Annotated in this window: 17 protein-coding genes; 7 read left to right on the top strand and 10 right to left on the bottom strand. The window is 53.8% G+C overall.

Annotation, left to right across the window (positions count from 1 at the left end):
- The first annotated feature begins 129 nt into the window (after positions 1-129).
- Positions 130-954: an outer membrane lipoprotein-sorting protein gene (locus tag VKV29_RS02015; protein WP_324199624.1), complete on the top strand. Its 825-nt coding sequence runs from the start codon at positions 130-132 to the stop codon at positions 952-954.
- A 2-nt stretch (positions 955-956) separates the two neighbouring features.
- Positions 957-2,510 (top strand): glycosyltransferase family 39 protein, encoded by a 1,554-nt coding sequence (locus tag VKV29_RS02010; RefSeq protein ID WP_324199623.1) that lies wholly within the window; start codon positions 957-959, stop codon positions 2,508-2,510.
- 1 nt (position 2,511) lies between these two features.
- Here VKV29_RS02010 and VKV29_RS02005 read toward each other — a convergent pair whose 3' ends face one another.
- The 9 genes from VKV29_RS02005 to VKV29_RS01965 form a co-directional block, all read right to left on the bottom strand.
- On the bottom strand, positions 2,512-3,027 hold the full coding sequence (locus VKV29_RS02005) for a BsuPI-related putative proteinase inhibitor (RefSeq protein ID WP_324199622.1): 516 nt from the start codon (positions 3,025-3,027) through the stop codon (positions 2,512-2,514).
- Between the two features lie 11 nt (positions 3,028-3,038).
- Positions 3,039-3,545 (bottom strand): hypothetical protein, encoded by a 507-nt coding sequence (locus VKV29_RS02000; RefSeq protein ID WP_324199621.1) that lies wholly within the window; start codon positions 3,543-3,545, stop codon positions 3,039-3,041.
- A 142-nt stretch (positions 3,546-3,687) separates the two neighbouring features.
- A complete protein-coding gene (locus VKV29_RS01995) occupies positions 3,688-5,310 on the bottom strand; it encodes an HlyD family secretion protein (RefSeq protein ID WP_324199620.1) in 1,623 nt (540 codons plus the stop codon).
- A 5-nt stretch (positions 5,311-5,315) separates the two neighbouring features.
- Positions 5,316-5,891: a MarR family transcriptional regulator gene (locus VKV29_RS01990; RefSeq protein ID WP_324199619.1), complete on the bottom strand. Its 576-nt coding sequence runs from the start codon at positions 5,889-5,891 to the stop codon at positions 5,316-5,318.
- A gap of 70 nt (positions 5,892-5,961) precedes the next feature.
- Positions 5,962-6,771: an alpha/beta hydrolase gene (locus tag VKV29_RS01985; RefSeq protein WP_324199618.1), complete on the bottom strand. Its 810-nt coding sequence runs from the start codon at positions 6,769-6,771 to the stop codon at positions 5,962-5,964.
- Between the two features lie 230 nt (positions 6,772-7,001).
- The gene (locus VKV29_RS01980) at positions 7,002-7,457 is read right to left on the bottom strand and encodes an OsmC family protein (RefSeq protein WP_324199617.1); all 456 of its coding nucleotides are present in this window, start codon (positions 7,455-7,457) and stop codon (positions 7,002-7,004) included.
- A 117-nt stretch (positions 7,458-7,574) separates the two neighbouring features.
- Positions 7,575-8,435 carry a polysaccharide deacetylase family protein gene (locus VKV29_RS01975; protein WP_324199616.1) on the bottom strand — a complete coding sequence of 287 codons (861 nt, stop codon included), beginning with the start codon at positions 8,433-8,435 and terminating at the stop codon, positions 7,575-7,577.
- 17 nt (positions 8,436-8,452) lie between these two features.
- Complete coding sequence (locus VKV29_RS01970; protein ID WP_324199625.1) at positions 8,453-8,977, bottom strand: fused DSP-PTPase phosphatase/NAD kinase-like protein; 525 nt, start codon at positions 8,975-8,977, stop codon at positions 8,453-8,455.
- A 217-nt stretch (positions 8,978-9,194) separates the two neighbouring features.
- Complete coding sequence (locus tag VKV29_RS01965) at positions 9,195-11,000, bottom strand: polysaccharide deacetylase family protein (protein WP_324199615.1); 1,806 nt, start codon at positions 10,998-11,000, stop codon at positions 9,195-9,197.
- 292 nt (positions 11,001-11,292) lie between these two features.
- Between VKV29_RS01965 and VKV29_RS01960 the strand changes: the two genes are divergently transcribed.
- The 5 genes from VKV29_RS01960 (at position 11,293) to VKV29_RS01940 (ending at position 17,338) form a co-directional block, all read left to right on the top strand.
- Complete coding sequence (locus VKV29_RS01960) at positions 11,293-11,961, top strand: hypothetical protein (RefSeq protein ID WP_324199614.1); 669 nt, start codon at positions 11,293-11,295, stop codon at positions 11,959-11,961.
- A gap of 151 nt (positions 11,962-12,112) precedes the next feature.
- Positions 12,113-13,669 carry an ABC transporter ATP-binding protein gene (locus tag VKV29_RS01955; RefSeq protein ID WP_324199613.1) on the top strand — a complete coding sequence of 519 codons (1,557 nt, stop codon included), beginning with the start codon at positions 12,113-12,115 and terminating at the stop codon, positions 13,667-13,669.
- Between the two features lie 2 nt (positions 13,670-13,671).
- On the top strand, positions 13,672-14,808 hold the full coding sequence (locus tag VKV29_RS01950) for an ABC transporter permease (protein ID WP_324199612.1): 1,137 nt from the start codon (positions 13,672-13,674) through the stop codon (positions 14,806-14,808).
- Positions 14,805-15,713, top strand: a complete 909-nt coding sequence (locus VKV29_RS01945; protein ID WP_324199611.1) for an ABC transporter permease — start codon at positions 14,805-14,807, stop codon at positions 15,711-15,713. Before VKV29_RS01950 ends, VKV29_RS01945 begins: the two co-directional genes overlap by 4 nt.
- A 173-nt stretch (positions 15,714-15,886) precedes the next feature.
- Entirely contained in the window at positions 15,887-17,338 is a 1,452-nt protein-coding gene (locus tag VKV29_RS01940) for a clostripain-related cysteine peptidase (RefSeq protein ID WP_324199610.1), read from the top strand.
- 46 nt (positions 17,339-17,384) lie between these two features.
- Here VKV29_RS01940 and VKV29_RS01935 read toward each other — a convergent pair whose 3' ends face one another.
- On the bottom strand, positions 17,385-18,509 hold the full coding sequence (locus VKV29_RS01935; protein ID WP_343217324.1) for an aminopeptidase: 1,125 nt from the start codon (positions 18,507-18,509) through the stop codon (positions 17,385-17,387).
- Positions 18,510-18,659: the final 150 nt, after the last annotated feature.

Genomic DNA, 18,659 nt, shown 5'->3' with positions numbered 1-18,659 from the left:
CTCCGATCCGTTTTGACATTCCGCCTCTCTAAAGGCTATACTAAAGCTAACAAGGCAGTCCCATGGAAAACCTTGTGCCTGTAATTATACGTTAAATAGATACGATTCTATATTCAGGAGATAGGACAGTTGCATATCTCTACCAACTCTGCGCGAAACCGCTTGACATTCCGCAAAGCCATCGCCGTTTTCGGGACTTTTATAGCCTTTATACTGTTCCTATGCCTCCTTGGGTCTCCCCTACATGCACAACATATCACAACCCGTAAAGCTCCAACCGATCCCGACCTTGTGTCACAACTTACCGGTCTTAAATCCCTTGAAGCGATCTTACATATCACCTCAAGTAGCTCAGAGGTGCTTGCGCATATCGGCCCCGATTTCGCCCGAAACTATGCCATTCATAAGCTGCTGCTACTCTATAAAACCCCTGATAAGCTGCGGCTCGACGGACAATCTACCGCATTCGGTGACGCTGTTTTGATCTATAACGGCCCCTACCGCTTCTACGCCGTGCCCAAGCTACATCTAAGAAAAAAAGAGGACTTAACAGACCATCCCGTCCAGCGCCAGTCGCTTCTCGAATATGTGGGGCTGATCACCCCCGAAACATTAGATTTCATGCAGGCGCATTTTGTTCAGACCGATGACAAGGACGGTCATCAACTCCTTGTGTTCGACCTACACTACATTCATCACCCCAACAGCACCTACTACCGTATTTGGCTCGATCCCCAGACGCATCTGGTTGTTAAACGAGAATGGTATTCGGCAGATGGTAAACTGAAAGCCGCATTTTGCTATCTTATGCCACGCCAGGTAGCGCCTTCCCTATGGATACCTACCCACATTCAGGTTCGGGATGCCGACGGCAACCTCGCAGCCGATACGGAGCTTGAAAATATTCGCGTGGATGAGCCTCTTAGCGATGAACTGTTCGCTACGGGCAATTGAGAATGCAAGTCCCTCCCTCTCATCCAGAACAAGCGAGAAAATTTCATTTCGCCGCCCTTCTCTTTTTGCTCATCACCACCGCGCTACGCCTTCCCCTTCTCAAAGCGATTGATCTCGTCCCCGACGAAGCCTACTATTGGGACTGGTCACGGCATTTGGCCCTCGGCTATTATGATCAGGGACCCTTTATCGCCTATCTTATCCGCCTTACCACCGCGATCTTTGGCACAAACGAATTCGGCGTTCGCATCGGCGTCTGCCTGCTGACGGCAGGAACGCTTTTCTGTGTTTATCAGCTTGCCCTTCTCTTCTTCTCGCCACAAGTCGGCTTCCTCACGCTCTTCTTATTGGCCCTATCTCCCCTCGTTGCTGTAGGCAGCCAAATCGCTACCTATGACCCTCCTCTCGTTTTTTTCTGGACGCTCGCCCTTCTTCTCATTGCAAAAGCCCTTTTCGTCTACAGCCCCTTGTCCTACCAGCAGCGCCGTGCATGGCTTACCGCAGGCATTGCCTGCGGGTTTGGGCTGCTAAGCAAGCATACTATACTTCTCCTTCCGGCCAGCCTGCTGCTTTACTTCCTCCTCACGCCATCTCATCGCTTTTGGTTGAAGCGTTGGGAACCTTATGCTGCTCTTAGCATCATGTTGGCTATGTATAGTGGCGTCCTGTGGTGGAACGCGCAGCATCACTGGTGGACTTTTCTGCATCTCTTTTTCCTAGTCCACCATCACGGCGGTAACCCATTGCGTCGCTTTGGCGATTTTCTGGCCTCACAAGCCCTTTTTATAGGACCCGTTATTTTTCTGGGCAGCCTCGGTGCAAGCATGGGGGCTCTGCGTCCAGATGCGCCGTTACAGCAACGATTTCTTGCCCTAACCGGTCTCCCTTCTCTGCTTCTGTTTTGCCTGCTGGCCTTCAAAACGAAAGTACAGGCGAATTGGGTTCCTTTTGCCTATCCCTCTCTCTGTCTCCTCTGGATCGGTCGGCTCTGTTCTGTCGAGAAGCGTTACAGACCGTTCAACAACATCCTTTGGCTTAGCATGGCCGCCGTCTCCACCGCGTTCCTCACTCTGCTCCTTTTCTTTCCTCGCCTGCGCCTGGCCGTTGGCATCCGCATTCCACCCAAGTCCGACATCACGAATACGGCTTTTGGATGGCGCACGCTCGCCAAGAAAGTGCAGCAAATTCGTGCCGACATGGAGAGGCATGGACATAAGGTTTTCATTTCAGGCAACGGCTATCAATACATTGCTCTTATGGCTTTCTATTTGCCCGACCATCCTCCCACCTACGATCTCTTCCTGCACTATCGCCTCGATATGTATGCGGCCTACGTTCAACAACTCAAACGACACCTCGGGGAAGACTCCATCTTCATCAATGCCGGCAAAGCGAACGACGCCGATCTGCGCAAGGTTTTCACACGGGTTCAATGGCTACTACCTGTTCACCTCTATCGGCGCCCTCTCTACAGCCGCCCTATCGCGACGATCTATCTCGCAAAGTGTTATGGCTATCGCCTCTACACAGGCCTTCGTTGGGCGCAAGGTGGATGATCTACTTTACCTCGAACGTGCAGGAGACCGAGGGACGCGCCGTGCGTGGCATGGTCGTCAGGATGGCTAACAAAGTGTATTTCCCAGGTTTGAGAGGTGGAAGGCCATCGGGATGCTTCACATCTTGAGGATAGATCGTCTCTTTGTAGGTGATCTCCTGTCCTGGCGAAAGAGCCTGCTGTATAACCACCTGTCCAAAAAGCCTCCCTTTCGACCATCGCCAGATTACAGGGCCTTTCACATCTCCGCAGTGAATCTCAAAATCGTAATGCTGCGTTGTGGCGAAGGCTAGCTGCTGCGAGGTTTTAGAGGTGTTAGTTACCTGGAACTGCACCACAATCGGCTCACCGGGCTTATATGTCCTTTTATCGAGTTTCAAGCTAAGCTTTAAGGGGTTTGAGGGCATGGGCGCTGGCTCCTCATTCCCCTCTCCCTGAGCGAATCCAAGGGCACAACTTACAATAAGCCCAAACAGAACAAACAAGCCCATACTAAATATCTTTCGCCAAAGCCTCATGCTTGGCCTCCTTACTCCTGAGGAATCCCCCCAGGCATGGTGCGGTAGATCGCCTCGATCTGATCTTTCTCACGCTCGCTTGGTGCGTTGGTTGGGTCTACGGCAAGCGCCTTGCGATAGAGTAAAAGCGCCGCACGATATTTGATCATCGGCTCGAGTTTATCGCTTACATACTCTATGGCATGCGCATAGTTATAGGCCGCGTTGACATAGGCCTTCTTTACGTTGGGATCATTGGGATGTGCCTTAAGCGCCGCCTCCGCCTGCGCGTATTTCTGCGCCAAAGGCTTTAAAGAGGGGTCGTCTACAGGCGCCTCGGCAAGCGCTTGCGAGAGAGTAGGTTTCTTCTCTTCAGAAGGGGCTGCAGCCGATGGGGCCGCACTCGTCCCGGCAAACGCATCTGGCGCCGTACTGCGAGATGCTGTGTTACTATTTGCCGGAGCCGTGTTCACGCTTTGGCACCCGACTAGTACAACCAACAAACCTCCGATTGCTAATGCCGAGCTAACTTTTATCAAGAAGAACCTATTTCCTTTCTTTGATGGGCTTACCAATTATAATACCCTGCCAACACACCCAGTGTTCCTATCGCCTCATCCACAGAGAATGAGGGGCGAATTCCCGCCTCGAACCCGCCCCTCTTCCCCGAACTAGAGAAGTCTACTTTACCTTCACACTGACCTCCACCGAAAGCCCGGCGCGTAACCTATCTAATCCGGGTTGTTTTGGATCGAACACGATCTTCACAGGCACTCGCTGCACAACCTTGGTGAAGTTCCCCGTCGCGTTATCGGGTGGAAGCAAAGTAAACACCGCACCCGTACCCGATGCCAACGAGTCTACATGTCCATGATAGGTTATGCCTGGAAATGCATCCACGTGAATCTCCGCGGGTTGACCGGGCTTCATGTTGGTGATTTGGGTCTCTTTAAAGTTGGCGACTACCCAAATATCCTTATCCGGCACCATCGCCATAAGCGCCTGACCAGGAGCCACCTGCTCGCCGATCTCCACGGTCTTGGCATTAACTCTGCCGGTTACCGGTGCATAGATTCGGGTATCCTGGAGGTGAATTTCCGCCTCATGCAAAGCCGCCGTAGCCTGGGCGATGCGTGCTGCCGCCGTGTGCGCGTTCGACTTCTGTACGGCAACCTGGGCAGGCGCGGTTTCTGCTTGCTGCAGTTGAGCCTCGGCCTGTTGAACACGTGCGCGCGCCGCATTTACATCTTTCTGTGCGGCCAGATACTGGGCCTGGGCTTGCTTGGCGTTATCTTTGGCCGCCTTGATTCCGTAAAGTGCTGCAGCGTACTGCGCGCGAGCCTGTTTTAAATTGGCCTGAGCGGTTGTTACCTCTTGCTGCGCAGAGTTTAAGGCCGCCTGTTGCTCTCCCACCAGAGCCTGAGCTTGGCTGACCGCTTGCTGTGCGCTTTCAAGCGCAGCTTGCGCCGCGATGGCAGCCGTATCTGCAGCATCGCGCGTTTGGGCGCTAACGGCATCTTCCTGATAGAGTTGGTCATACCGCTTGGCATCCGTGGCCGCCTGCTTTGCTTTGGCCTGCGCAGCGATAACGTTGGCCTTCGCCGATTGCAGAGCGGCCTCTGCATCGGCAAGCTTCTGTCTAGCCGCCTGCACGCCTTGCAAAGCCTTCTGGTAAGCAGCCTGAGCCGCCACAACACCCGCCTGCGCCGTCTTCGCCGCTTGCAGAGCGGTCTGCACTCCTGTTTGCGCCGCCGCATAAGCGGCCTCTGCCCGGCTGACATCCGCGGAGGCCGTTTCGACCCCCGCTTGTGCCTGGGTCACTCCGGCCTCTGCCTGTGAAATCTGGGCAAGGGTCGTCTGTTGGGTAAGGTCAACACCGGTGTTTGCCCCTTGTGCAGCGGCAATGGCCGCTTTCAAATTTGCCTTCGCCTGCTCTACAGCAGCCCGATAGGTCGAATCGTCCAATACAACAAGCAACTGCCCTGCTTGCACATGCTGGTTATCGGTTACATAAACCTTCGCGACACTACCGCTCACTTGTGGGGTTATTTGAACGACATCCGTCGTGAGATAGGCATCGTCGGTAGAGACATGGGTTGAGGCATAGCGCCAGTAGGAATAGCCCACAATGCTCCCGATGACAAGAGCAAAGAGAAGAACCGCTAAACCTACCTTCTTTACCCAACCTTTTCTCTCTGGCGCCTCCGTCTCCTCCGCCCCCATACCGTCGGAAACGGTCGAGGGTACCTCGACTTTTTGCTCAGGCTCAAGCAATACGCGACCATCGCGGTTTTCTTCACTCATTCCCTCTACTCCTCCGTTTTCACCTCACCAACCGGTAACGACGTCTCAATGCCCGTTTCCAATAGGGTCTTCTCTACGCTCATGCGCAGCTTAAGAAGAAGATGCGTTAACATCCGTCGCTCCTCTTCCGAAAGTTCACTCCAGAGATGTCTGATCCAACGATACTGCTCTGGCATGAGCCCCTTTATAAGGGCTTCTCCCTCCGTCGTAAGCTCCGCGAGCACAACCCTTCGGTCATGTGCACTGGCTTTTCGCCGAATCAGGCCACGACGCTCCAGCGCGTCCGCAAGCTTTGTGATGTTGGATGGAGAAACCGCTACATTCATCTGTTCGCCGATATCCGACATCTGGCGTTGCTTGTTGGGCGCCTTGTAAAGAACGACGAGAAAGTTATAGTGTGCAGGAGAAAGCTCCCACTCTACCAAACGCGCTGCGAGGGCCTCATAGATCACCTTGTGCGCCCTCAGCAGGTGAACGAGGTTTTCGATAGCTAATAGGGTGCATGGGTCATCTTCCTCCATGCGCTCGCGAATGGAGCGAACAAGCTCCTCATCTCGTAAAAGTTCCTTATTTGCTCTCATGCTATTCTGTTACCCTGTGCTTCGCTCGCATTTGATATATCTCTGATGTATCTATTGAAATAGATTGGTATCACTTTTGAAAAATAGGGCTGGGCGCATCTGCCTGCTTGAGGAAACTTAGAATCTTCGCGAGAAAGTCTGGTTTCATGGGCGTTGTAAAGTGATCCGCGTTATGAATAATGGCGATATCCCCACGGCCAAAGGCCTGATGGGCTGCCTCAACATACTGCTTGGTGGAGGTCCAATCCCGTTCACCATATATAAACAATACAGGGCGTTGGTAACGCCTTAACTCTGAAGCTGTCACAGTGATCTGTCGAAGACTATGGTTTGCTATAGCGAGAGCTGTGCGATCCTGGGGACCAAACAGCAGGGTGGATACCATCTGTAGGCCCTTGTCTTTCTGCCATTTTTCTACAAAGGCGTCGTTCTGCTGTAAATCCTTAGGGCTCCAATGTATCACGGGGGCACCCCCGGCAAAGATCGCACTGAGAACACGCTTGGGATAGCAAGCAACGAGTTTCCCAACGAGAATCGCACCCATCGAGTAGCCAATGAGATGTGCTTGCTGGATATGTAAATGATCTAATAATCTCACAACGTCTAAGGCCATCTCACAGCCGTACGCTTGCGGATCGTGTGGCTTGTCACTAAGGCCATGCCCTCGGCAATCAACAGCAATAACATGAAAGTTTTTTGAAAGACTCCAGAAAATGGAGTTGTCTTTCTGCTCAGTCCCCCACATTCTGGAACTTGCCATCCAGCCATGTATCAATACAACGGCCTCACCCGAGCCTGCTTGAACATAATGTATTCGAGTTCCGTTCGAGTTGAAGAACCCCTCCTCCGCCCAACAGCCCTTGATGGAAAATAGCAGCAAACCCATCATTCCTAGTAAAAGACCTAATTCGGTATGCCTGAGGCCTATATGCCGATGCCTAGCTATGATGAAAGATCGCGTCCAGCTCATAGAATTATTCACCGGTAAATAATACACCGGAGAAAATTCAATGGTTCCACTAAAAGTCAGATTCCCCGCAAAGCACAAAAAAGAAAGTTAGGGCTTTGTACCCTAACTTCATCTTTACCTTCGCGTGCAGCAGTGTCGCTTCAAGCTTCGGCAATTTCAGGTTCCACACTTACCTCCACATTGCCACGCAATGCACACGAGATCATACAGTACTCCTCTGCCTTGTGCGCGCATTCGAGTGCCGTGCGCTGCTGATCTTCATCCGCATTCACGAGAAACAGTTTAGACCGCAACCGGATCGCCGAAAACTTCAACACCCGATTGGGCTGGCGCACCACCTCGCCCTCTGCATCCACCACAATGCGTTCAAGCGGAAGGCGTCGCTTTTCGGCCAAAATAGACAGCGTGATGCTATAACAGGCGATCACCGCCCCCAACAGCAACTCCTCCGGATTGGTGCGCCCGGGCTTTCCTCCGAATGCCTCCGGTACGCCAAATGGCAGATTAGTTCCACGCGGTGAGGTAAGCATCCCATCACCATCGCTGTTTCCACTCCAAACTCCATGCAAAGTAAATAGATGTCGCTCTTCGCTCATTCCTACCTCCTACGATGTTCATATTGGCAGTGCCTCAATAGTATGATCTACGCCTAAGGGGGCAAAATCAAAACCACTTCTAGAAGAAATTCATGGTGTTATATCTCCTACCTGCCCTCAACGCCAGGCGCGGGCCACATCGGATAGCGCCTGGTCAAAACAGAGGATAGCTGCGTATCGGTGCACTAAAAAGAGATTTGGGGAGTCACAGGCGTTGCCTCTATCTTCCGTGAAGGCTATCTTGTAACCCGTACGATAGACATCCTCCGCAACACGCAAATCGTGCTTGTCACACGGATAAACGAAGGCATAAACTGGTATCCCCAGATGCAGTTCGATGGAGCGTCGTGAGTTCACTAACTCCTTGACTACCTGCTTATCTGACAACAGCAGAATGTTTTCGGGATGGCTCTGGGTCAAACTCTGGACATCAATCAAACCACTCCGAACCATTGTGCGGAGCATGTCCCATGTGTTATGGCGCTTGTCTGTCGTTACCCCAACATAGCCGGTATGTACAAAGAGGGTAGCCGGATAGCCATACTTACGCAAAAGCGGGAATGCATAGTAGTAGATTCCTTGATTGTTATCGTCAAATGTCAACGCTATGGGCTTCGGGGGAAGTGGGGTATCTTTCGTAAGATGAGCATAGAGTTGACGTAGCGTGATAACATGAAAACCACCTCGATGAATCAGTTCAAGCTGCCTACGAAAGGCAGATAATGTTGTATCAAACCAAACCTGCTTGTTCTTTGGCACAATGTCGTGCCAGACCAACACGGCAGCAAACTGCTTAGCTGCTCCGGGCACCGGCTTGGGCAATATGCTTTCAGATAGGGTGGGCGCTTTACTCAACGCCGGCGTATGCCTGTGAAAGCCTCGATGATGCTCACCCCGAACCACTCCCACTCCTAGCCAAAGCGCTGCAGAAAGGAAGCAGATAGTCACCCCCCACAAGACATATCGAAAACCACGCATAAGCCAACACCAATTTACTAAGGTTTTTCCATTTTATGTTCTAAAAGTGCCTCCACTTTGGCCCGCTCTTGCTTCGCCTCTGGCGAACCTGGTTGGTACTTCTGTACCGTAGCGGCAAGCTTGTGCAGGTAGGGCTTGAAACCGTATTTTCGCATCTCAGAATAGGTTTTTTGGTAGTTCCAGCCCTCATATATCTCTCGATAGAGACCGACCATACACCCCGTTCGATCGGCTCCGTACTGACAATGCACATAGACCGGTTCCCGGTCAGGATCACGTACTATCGTTAAAAATGTGTCAATCTCCTTCTGCGTCGGTGGTTCGGCACTCATAGGCAGATTCACATAACGCATCCCCGCAGCCTCCACCAGCTTACGCTCTGCAGCCACATGCTTTGGGGCTATCCGTAAATCAATTACGGTTTTAACTCCTAATGCCTTCAAACAGGAGACACCTTTCGGGGCCGGGGCCGCACCCCGTAAGAGAAATGGCTCTACAACGTGAAAATTTGAAAGCGTCTGGTGCGCCTCTCTCAATGCCATAGCATTGAGGGACGTTGGTTGTGTGGCCTGAGGTAAAGCAGATCGCAAACCCGATGCATCCTCGGCGCTTGTCACCTCGCTTGTAGGAGCATGGGCATTTGCTCTCTCTTTTACACCTTGTTCCGTATTATTGCAGGCCCCAAGCAAGCAGAGAACGAATAGGCTACAAACCATCAAAACTCCGTGATGTCGCAAGTCACTTCTCCCTAAAAGCTCTTCACCTATGGCGTCTACGATGCCGACGAAAATAGTTAGCCGCTCCGGCAGTACTATCTGCGGACAGGGCATCTTGTAAGGTTGCAGCGCCTTCCCCGGCAGCGACCGGTGTGCCCGGTGGAGGCGGTGGGGCGTTCGGGTCGGCGTTCCCGATAAGGAAGAGCGCATGCGGCACGGGGCGGCTCGGAACACCCGGCTCCGAATGCCCGGAAACCAGCACATGATTCTGCCAGATAAGGCTGGTGCTAAAGCCGGAATCGAGGAGCCATGCCTCCTGTACGCCCATCTTCTCCAAGAGGTGCGATAACACCTCTGTACTAATGCTATCTCGCGTTGCCCCCAACATATAACGGCCTTGGGCATCAATCCCCACAAAGGCACGATGCCGCGGATCGTTGAGATCGGAGGAGGACCAACGTCGCATCTCCTCCGGTGGCAGTGCTTTCCCGTAATGCACAATCCAGCCGCCGGCCAAAAAGGCATCGGTCACATCCGGTAATAGTTGCTGCAGAACGACCTGCGAGCCACCGAAACAGGCCGCATAAGGTACCACCAAACAGTGAGTCGGGCTAAATAGAATGAGCGGCCGTCCCTCAAGACGCGGATCATCCGAAGGGTCGGAAGGTTGGTAGGTGCCGTTGACACTGCTCAAACAAGGTCCGATCATCCCGCCTGCATTGCTGGCGATGCGGGCGTCGGCAAAGAAGGTACCGTTCAGTGCGGCTATCGCTCCCACCTGCTGCGCCATATCCCCCACCGTATCTCTATGATCAAGTGTCTCTGTGGTCAGGCTGCCTCCTGCAATCCAGTCTACAGGATAAGCCCCTCCTGTAAATGTGCCTCTCTCTAAAGGACTGGAATGAATTGCCACAAGGCGTGGTAAGGGAGGTTCAATGGCTTGTTGACCTCGCCAGACGGCCAACACATCCTCAATGCGTTTCGGAGTTAAACGAGGCAAAAAATAGCGTGGAGCAGGGCTAGCCGCCCATCCCCTGTTCATGGTAAAAGCGGCCAGATACCCTGCTTGCTGAGCTGCTAATGCTACACGAGCATCACAGTTTCCACTTGGATATGCTAAAAACAGCGCAGGATGCCCCAAATGGACCTCAATGGAGCGCTTCGAAACCTCCATCTCCTCTTCAAGTTGATGATCGGAGATTTTGGTAAGGTCTTCGGGATGCGTCACGGTATGCGATTCGACGGTGATCAGCCCTGTCCCCTCGGCCTCCTTCAATTGCTCCCATGTCATATGGGGCTTTACCGTGGTCACTCCCACCGAGCCGGTCTGCACAAAAAAGACGGCAGGGAAATGGTATTTTTCGAGGATCGGCAGTGCCTGTGTAAACTGCCCTAGGGTGCAGTCGTCAAAGGTCAGAAGTATAGGATGTGTCGGCAAGGGTTTACCCTCACTGAGGTGATCGTAGAACTGCTGAATCGTTATTGGGTGCGCCCCGGCCTCTGCTAACTCCTGCATCTGACGGGCAAACTCCTCCGTGGTGAGATCGAACCAAACCTGCTTGCGGGGCACCACATCATGGTACATAATCACCGGGATAGGTTGGGTTCCGGCGGTTAATAGCCCTGGAGTGTCGGAACCTGCAGTTGTATCTAGGCTTGAAAGCACGTTGGAAGCCGCAGTAGAGACGCCCTGTACGATCCCGGCCAATGGAGAAGGACGACGATGCGCCCGATAGCGCCATCCAAGTATAGTGCCAAGCGCTCCACATCCAAATGCAAAGAGGGCAAGCAGGCTAACAAAGAGGAGACGACGCAGATTGCGTCTCCTTCTACCTTGTGAGGTTCTCATCGGTTGCCGTTGTCTCATACGCCTCAAAGGATACCCTAGAAACGCCTTGTGCGTCGAACCCCATAACGAGCAAAGTCATTTTTCCCTTGACACCACCGCGCGAGTATGATAAGATATTGAGCAATCGAGCCGTTGTTTATCGAGAAGTACCCACACCTGTCAACTATTCGCGTCTGCACCTGTCGTTTTTTAAAGAAGGGCCACACGACCATTAAGGTAATCCATAGCTCTTCCTTAATCGCTTATGGAAGGAGCTATTGATTACACATAAACTTAGGTCTAGGAGGAAACCATGAAATCAGCTCGTACACAAGCTTTGTTGACAGGCCTTCTCTTTGGTGGCCCTGTCCTCGTCGGGTTGCTGCTCGCAGCCGGATGCGGAGGTAGCTCATCCGGTGGCCTTCCGGGCGGAACCACAACGTTAGCCCAGGTCACACGCGGTCAATACCTTGTCACCTCGATCGGTTGCGCTGACTGCCACAACGGCGGAAAAGACGACCCCAGCGATCCCCAGTGGCTTGCCGGCTACACTAGCTCGCGACCCACTGCGCAATTCCAGATCGGTCCCTTTACCACCTATGCCGCCAATATCACCCCCGACAAAAACACCGGCCTGGGTAACTTCACCGATCGGCAAATCTACAACGCCCTCAAATATGGCCTCGACCCCATGTTTACGCCCGACGTTGTCATTACCTCCACAACGCCCGGCCAAGGCAACTTCCCAGCCACACCTCACTACCTCGCACCTCCCATGCCATGGCCTCAATTCCGCCATCTGAGTGACGACGATCTGTGGGCTATCGTCGCCTATATCCATCATGGCATCAAGGCCGTAAACAATGCGGTACCGGCTAGCCAAGGGCCGCCCGACTTCTGGGCAAGCACCTACGATCCAAGTAAGATCGGCCCGGCAACCATCCCACCCTATCCAACGGGCAACGAGCAGTTCCAGCCGTAACTGTCCAACGTAACTCATAAAGATTGCGGAGGAGCGGATACCGTTGTCCCTCCTCCGCTACAATTGACACCCGTCTCCTCACTCCGCTAAAATATCTACCATGGTGCCTTCACCATCTGAACCAAAGCCGAACTCCAACTATATCGTGAGAATGGAACATATCACTCGTCGTTTCCCCGGCGTCGTTGCAAACGAGGACGTGCACCTCTATGTGAAACGTGCTACCTTCCATGCGCTTATTGGAGAGAACGGCGCGGGAAAGTCTACCCTACTTGGCATTCTGTACGGTCGTATTCCGCCGGATGAAGGCCGTATCTTTATCCATGAACGCGATGTAACACAGGAACTCCGTTCTCCGGCCGAAGCCATCCGGCTCGGTATCGGCCTCGTCAGCCAACACCATGCGCTGATCTCGGCTCTCACCGTGCTTGAAAACATCCTTCTAGGTGTCGAGCCTACCTCTGTGGGTGGCCTACTAGCTCCATCCCAAGTGATCAATCGTATTCAAGAATTGGCCGTGCAGCTTGGTCTAAACCCCGCTGTACTGAAACAACGCATCGAGCAGCTCTCGTTGGCTACCCTTCAAAAGGTCGAGATTCTTAAAGCGCTCTACCGCAATGCCCAAATATTGCTCCTAGATGAACCCACCGCCACGCTAGCACCGGCCGAAGTCGAGGCGCTTTTTAGCCTACTTCATCGGCTTGTTGAAAACGGAACCACGGTCGTCTTCGTTACCCACAAACTACGTGAGGTCATGGCACATAGCGAATATATCACCGTTCTGCGACGTGGTCGAAACGCGGGTGACTTCCAGACTGCACATGTTCAACCAGAACAGCTCCTAGCCGCCATGCTTGGAACTTCAGAAAGCGACATCCAAACCCGTCTCCTTTCCGGCGCTACAGTCTCTTCTGTTACAGCCTCTCAACCTACCTCAGCCGATAGCTCTTCATTCCCACTGCTCAAACTTGAACACCTCACGGTACGTAATGCTCGCGGCGCTTTGAGCCTCCAAGATATCTCTTTGCAACTCTTTCCCGGCGAGATCGTAGGTGTAGCCGGGGTGGATGGCAGCGGGCAGAAGGAACTTGCAGAGGCCATTACAGGGCTACGAAGTGTGGAATATGGGCGTATCTTTCTCGATAATGAAGAGATCACTCGCCAGAGCGTTGCTTGCCGTAGAGATAAAGGCATCGCCTACATCCCGGAAGATCGGCATCAAGAGGGTTTGGTGCTCGATTTCAGCGTGGCCGAGAACCTGCTCTTAGGGCATGAGCTTCAAACGCGATGGGGCGGAGGGTACCTCATCAACTACAAAGTGCTTCATCAACAGGCTGCCGACATAGTTCGCCGTTACGACGTACGCCTAGGGCGTGCAAATGTGCAAACCCCCGTTCGAACGCTGTCAGGCGGCAACCAACAGAAAATCGTCATTGCAAGGGCATTAGAAAGCCGACCACGCCTCCTCATTGCCTACCAACCAACCCGCGGTCTCGACATAGGGGCGACTCGCTTTGTCCACCACGCACTGCGGGAAACTGCCTCAAGAGGAGCCGCTATTCTCCTCTTTTCCCTCGATTTGGATGAGCTACTCCTTCTTGCCAACCGCATCGTCGTGCTGTATAACGGCCACATCGTGGGCACCCTCCCGCGTTCCGACGCAAGTGTGGAGCGTATAGGCCATCTTATGACGGGAAGCGCCGCGTAACCATGGTTCCAACGGTTATCTCACGTCCAGGCTTTCTTCGTTCTCTTACCAGCATTGCAGCCGCTCTGCTCGTGGCCGCTTTGCTTCTCGGCCTATCCGGCTATAACGTGGCAACGGCATTTGGTACCCTCTGGAGTGGAGCAACAGGGCTTATCGCTGGGCCGGCTCAAGGAAGCCAGCAGGTGCCACTAGGACCTGTGCATCTCGACCTCTTCCAACTCGCCCAAACCCTTACCCAGTTTATCCCGCTACTGCTCTGTGGCTTGGCCGTCGCCGTCGGTCTGCAAGCCGGCCTGTTCAATATCGGCGGTCAGGGTCAGTTCATTGCTGGTGCCGTTACGGCCGCCGCCGTGGGCATCGCGTGGCCTACCCTTCCTACGATCGTCCATCTTCCTATTGCCCTGCTTGCCGGCACGCTCGCGGGTGCCGTTTGGGGAGGTCTGGCCGGCTTTCTTAAAGCATGGCGCCAGGTAAACGAAGTGGTCTCTACCATCATGCTCAACTATGTGGCCGACAACATTGCAAACTACCTTATCACGCATAGCCTCAAAGACCCCCACAATCAGGCCCCACAAACGGCTGCCGTATCGGCAAGTGCCACACTGCCTATGCTTGTCGGTCACACAAACCTCTCCATCGGGCTGTTCCTCGCCCTGCTTACCGTACCCGCGCTTGGCTTCCTTGTGAAGCGTACGGCTCTGGGCTTCCGAATTCGAGCGGTTGGGCTTAACTCCAAAGCGGCCCGCGTAGCCGGACTGCCGGTAAAACAGACCCAAGTCATCACTATGGCGCTCTCAGGCGCCTTGGCAGGCCTCGCGGGCACCATCCAGGTGCTTGGAGCACAACATCGCTACTTCCCGAACCTCGCAGGCACCTATGGGTTCGATGGCATTGCGGTCGCTCTGCTGGCGGGCATTGATAGCACATCCGTATTTTACAGCGCCCTCTTCTTCGGCGCACTTACCGGTGGGGCAGGCTACATGCAAGACCAAACAAATATCCCCGATTCTATAGGCCGCATCATTCAGGCCATCATCATCCTCTTCGTCGGCATGCGATTCCTGTTTTATCGGCGCAAAAGGGCGCAAATACCAACCCATCCCGAAACGACCCCTGTTCAGGATTCCACCGTACCATGACCTCTCTATCAAGTCTAATGGCGCTGCTTATTGCAACGCTCTATAGTGCTGTCCCTCTCATTTTGGCCGCTATGGGCGGCGTGCTCTCGGAACGTTCTGGCGTCGTCAATATCGCTCTCGAGGGTTTTATGCTCATCGGTGCCTTTGTGGGCATCTGGGGTGAAGTCGTCGCCGAGCACCACGGCTTCCACACCCTCCATGCTAGCCTTATAGGTATTCTCGCCGTCATCGCCGTGGGAGCTTTGCTCGGCCTCTTGCATGCGTTCCTCACCCAGCGTACCAAAATGGACCACGTCGTGAGTGGCCTCGGAATCAACCTACTTGCCGCCGGTGTAACTCACTATGCCTACCTCACACTCTACCCAAACGGAGTGGAGGTGCAAGGCCTCTCAAGAGCCTCATTTCTCTATCTAACGGTGCCCCTACCCTTCTTGATCTTTGGGCTTCTCTACCGTACACGCTTCGGATTGCGCCTTCGTGCCTCCGGTGAAAGCCCTGAAAACGCTCTCCTCAGCGGCATGAAGCCTATGCCCATCCGCTATATCGCCGTAACGCTTTCGGGAGTTCTAGGTGCACTTGGCGGTGCCTATCTCTCCATGGCCGACGCCCACAGTTTCTCCACCGATATGTCGGCAGGAAAAGGCTATGTGGCTCTCGCAGCGGTGATCTTTGGTAAGTGGAACCCTCTAGGGGCCGCTCTCGGCGCCCTTTTCTTTGGTTTTTTCTACGCACTTCAAACCCAGCTTCAGATTAGCAACATCCATCTCACCTTCCTTGGCGTAGATTGGAGTAACCCCTACATTCTCGATACCCTGCCCTATCTCATGACCATAGCCGCCTTACTTAGCGTTGTCGGGCGTATTGTTCCGCCGGCCTCTTTGGGGCGCACCCTCGATGGAAACTAGAGAAAACTTCGCGGGCTTTAGCATAATCTAAAAAAGTACATGCGGCTCTCTTCTCATAAGGGCGACCCGTCACGTTACCGCCGAATCTATGTTAAAATACTCGTACCCCCTTCACCCCCCAGCGCATGGCGCGGCAAGGCGTTACAATTTAGTCAAATAGGAAAAAGCACACCATGAACATCCGTTTTAAGTTCTCTCGTTTTAGCACGCTTGTGGGCGTTTTAGGGCTTGTAAGTGCGTCGCTTTCTGGTTGTGGTGGAGGAGGAAGTTCCGGTGGCGGTGGAGGCCCCATTCCGTCCGGCTTGCCTGCCCCCGGCACTAGCCCCTACACAAGCTCTCGCCAGGCCACAGCGGCAGCCTGCCAACCGAACCCGCACCAATCCGGCAGGGCCCGCTGGACGGTGCTTGTCTACATCAACGCAGCCAACAACCTTCAACCGGATAGCCTACTGAATGTGGGCCAGATGGCCTCTGTTGGCTCCGACGGAACAAACCTCAACATCGTTATTCAATGGAAACAGGCGAATAACTGCCCCTATTTCTCTTCCGTGAACAACTGCGGCAATCCCTCTTTTGTTGGAACCCACCGCTACTACATTCTGCACCATTCGGCAGCGGATGTGGCAGCCATTGAAAACGGCAATACCTCTTCCCTCGAAGACCCTCAGGAGCGCCTACCCGATCCTTCTACCAATGTTAACGGAACCTCGGATATGGGCGACTGGCATGTTCTTGCCAATTTCATCCAATGGGGTGCCACAAACTATCCCTCCGACCACCTTGCCGTCGTAATCTGGGATCACGGCTCCGGCGCGTTGCCGGTGCTGAATCGTTCTGCCGGCCGTAAAGCTGTCACGCGGGCGGTCTCTCAAGATGCGAATACAGGCAACCAGATCACAACCCAGCAGCTCGCGCAAGCGCTTGCCGCCTCCCCTCGCCCCATTGATGATCTCATCATAGACTGCTCGCTACAATGCACCGCCGAGGTGGCTTACCAAGTCCGCAATGTGGCGCGCGTTATGGTGGCCAGCGAAGAAAGCCCTCCGGGCACCGGCTACCCATACGACACATGGTTGCAGGCCATCAAAAATGGGGGCGGTACCAACCCATGCGATATGGGCAACATTCTCATCCAAGATACCCTCTCCACCTATGCCAGCCCCAGCTACACCGACATCACACAGGCCATGGTAGACCTTTCACAAATGGGCAATGTGGCGCAGGCCATCAACGCTTTCGGTGGCAGCCTACTTCAGCATGTCAACGACCAGGCCAACCTCATCTACAACGCGCGCTTCAACGCCCAATACTTTGAATTTCCGGAATACAAAGACCTCTACGACTTTGCCGACCTCATCCGCACTTCCCCTGGCGTTCCCACCGACCTCGCCCAGGCGGCCTTCAACGTGGAAAACGCCCTCTACGGCCCTTCAGGAGCGATCCTCGCTTTTGGCCATGGCTCTGCCAATGAGGCAAAAGCCAGCGGCATGTCCATCTATCTGCCCGGGCCGCAAGAACCAAGTTCGGTAGACTATTCGGTGGGCTACGATCCTGTCTACAACGGCCTCGCCCTCGCCCAAGATGCCCCCAATTGGCCGCAGTTCCTTCAGCATCAACAAAAATGATCCCTCTCAAGGTGTCTAGGAGCGCACGCTCCTAGACACCACCTCTTTAAACAACCAGCTTATCGGGGTTGAGACCCGCCAACTCCTCTAAAACGAACAGCCCGTCTTTCCGCACGAGCTTATCGTCAAAGTAGATTTCGCCTCCTCCATACTCAGGCCGCTGAATGCAGACCATGTCCCAGTGTATCTGCGAGCGGTTGCCGTTATCCGCCTCCTCATAAGCCTGCCCCGGCGTAAGGTGAAAGCTTCCCGCGATCTTCTCATCGAAAAGAATGTCCTTCATCGGCTTTAAAATATAAGGGTTGAAGGCCAGCGACCACTCGCCGATGTAGCGCGCCCCCTCATCCGTATCGAGAATGGCGTTGAGTTTCTCGGTCTCGGCCTGCGCCGTTGCCTCCACAATGCGCCCTTTCCTGAATGTAAGCCGAATGTTCTGAAACAAGGTTCCTCGGTAGAGCGTCTCGCAATTGAACTGAATGGTGCCCTCCACCGAATCCCTCACCGGACAGGTAAACAGCTCGCCATCCGGTATGTTGCGTTCCCCGGCGCACCCCACAGCAGGGATACCTCGAATGCTGAAGGTCAGTTCGGTGCCCGGCCCAACAATTCGTACCCTATCGGTGCGTTCCATCAGCTCGCGCAATGGCTCCATCGCCTTCGCCATTTTTCCATAATCCACCTCCGTGCAGACACGAAAGTAGAAATCCTCAAAAGCCTCTGTGCTCATGCCGGCAGCCTGAGCCATACTTGGATGAGGCCAGCGGAGCACCACCCAACGCGTTTTAGGAACACGCACCTCGGAATGCACATGATGCCACCAATATTTCTCATAAAGTGCCATTTTCTCCGACGGGACATCCGATAGCTCCGCGATGTTGTGGCTGCCCCGTACCCCCACATAACACTGCACAGCCTCCATGCGGGCGCGCTCCACAGCGCCGATCGTGCGCATCTGCTCTTCCGTAGCCGCCTGAAACAACGCCCTTAAAACCGGCTGCTGATAGGTGCTCACGAGTGGCTCGCCGCCTGTCCTCGCTATCGCCCGAATCAACGTCACCGTAAAGTCCGATGGGATGTCAAATGCTTCGATGAGCACCTTATCTCCTGCCTTTACCTGCATCGAGTGGGCAACCAACAGCTCGGCTAGCTTTTCGTATCGTGGATCTCTCATCATTCCCCTCCATACAACCTTGTTGATAGCCTACTTCTTCCCCAACGCTCAAAAATCCTGCCTTCTCAAGGCTGTTTTTAACATCGGTTCGCTTTTGAAGCAAAATAGGGTATTCTTTATATAGGCAATGCGTTATCTGTCCACGGATCG

The organism is Chthonomonas sp. (assembly GCF_035294165.1).
Lineage (GTDB): Bacteria > Armatimonadota > Chthonomonadetes > Chthonomonadales > Chthonomonadaceae > Chthonomonas.
Note: the sequence above shows the minus strand (reverse complement) of the source record. Positions and strands in the feature narration are given on the sequence as shown.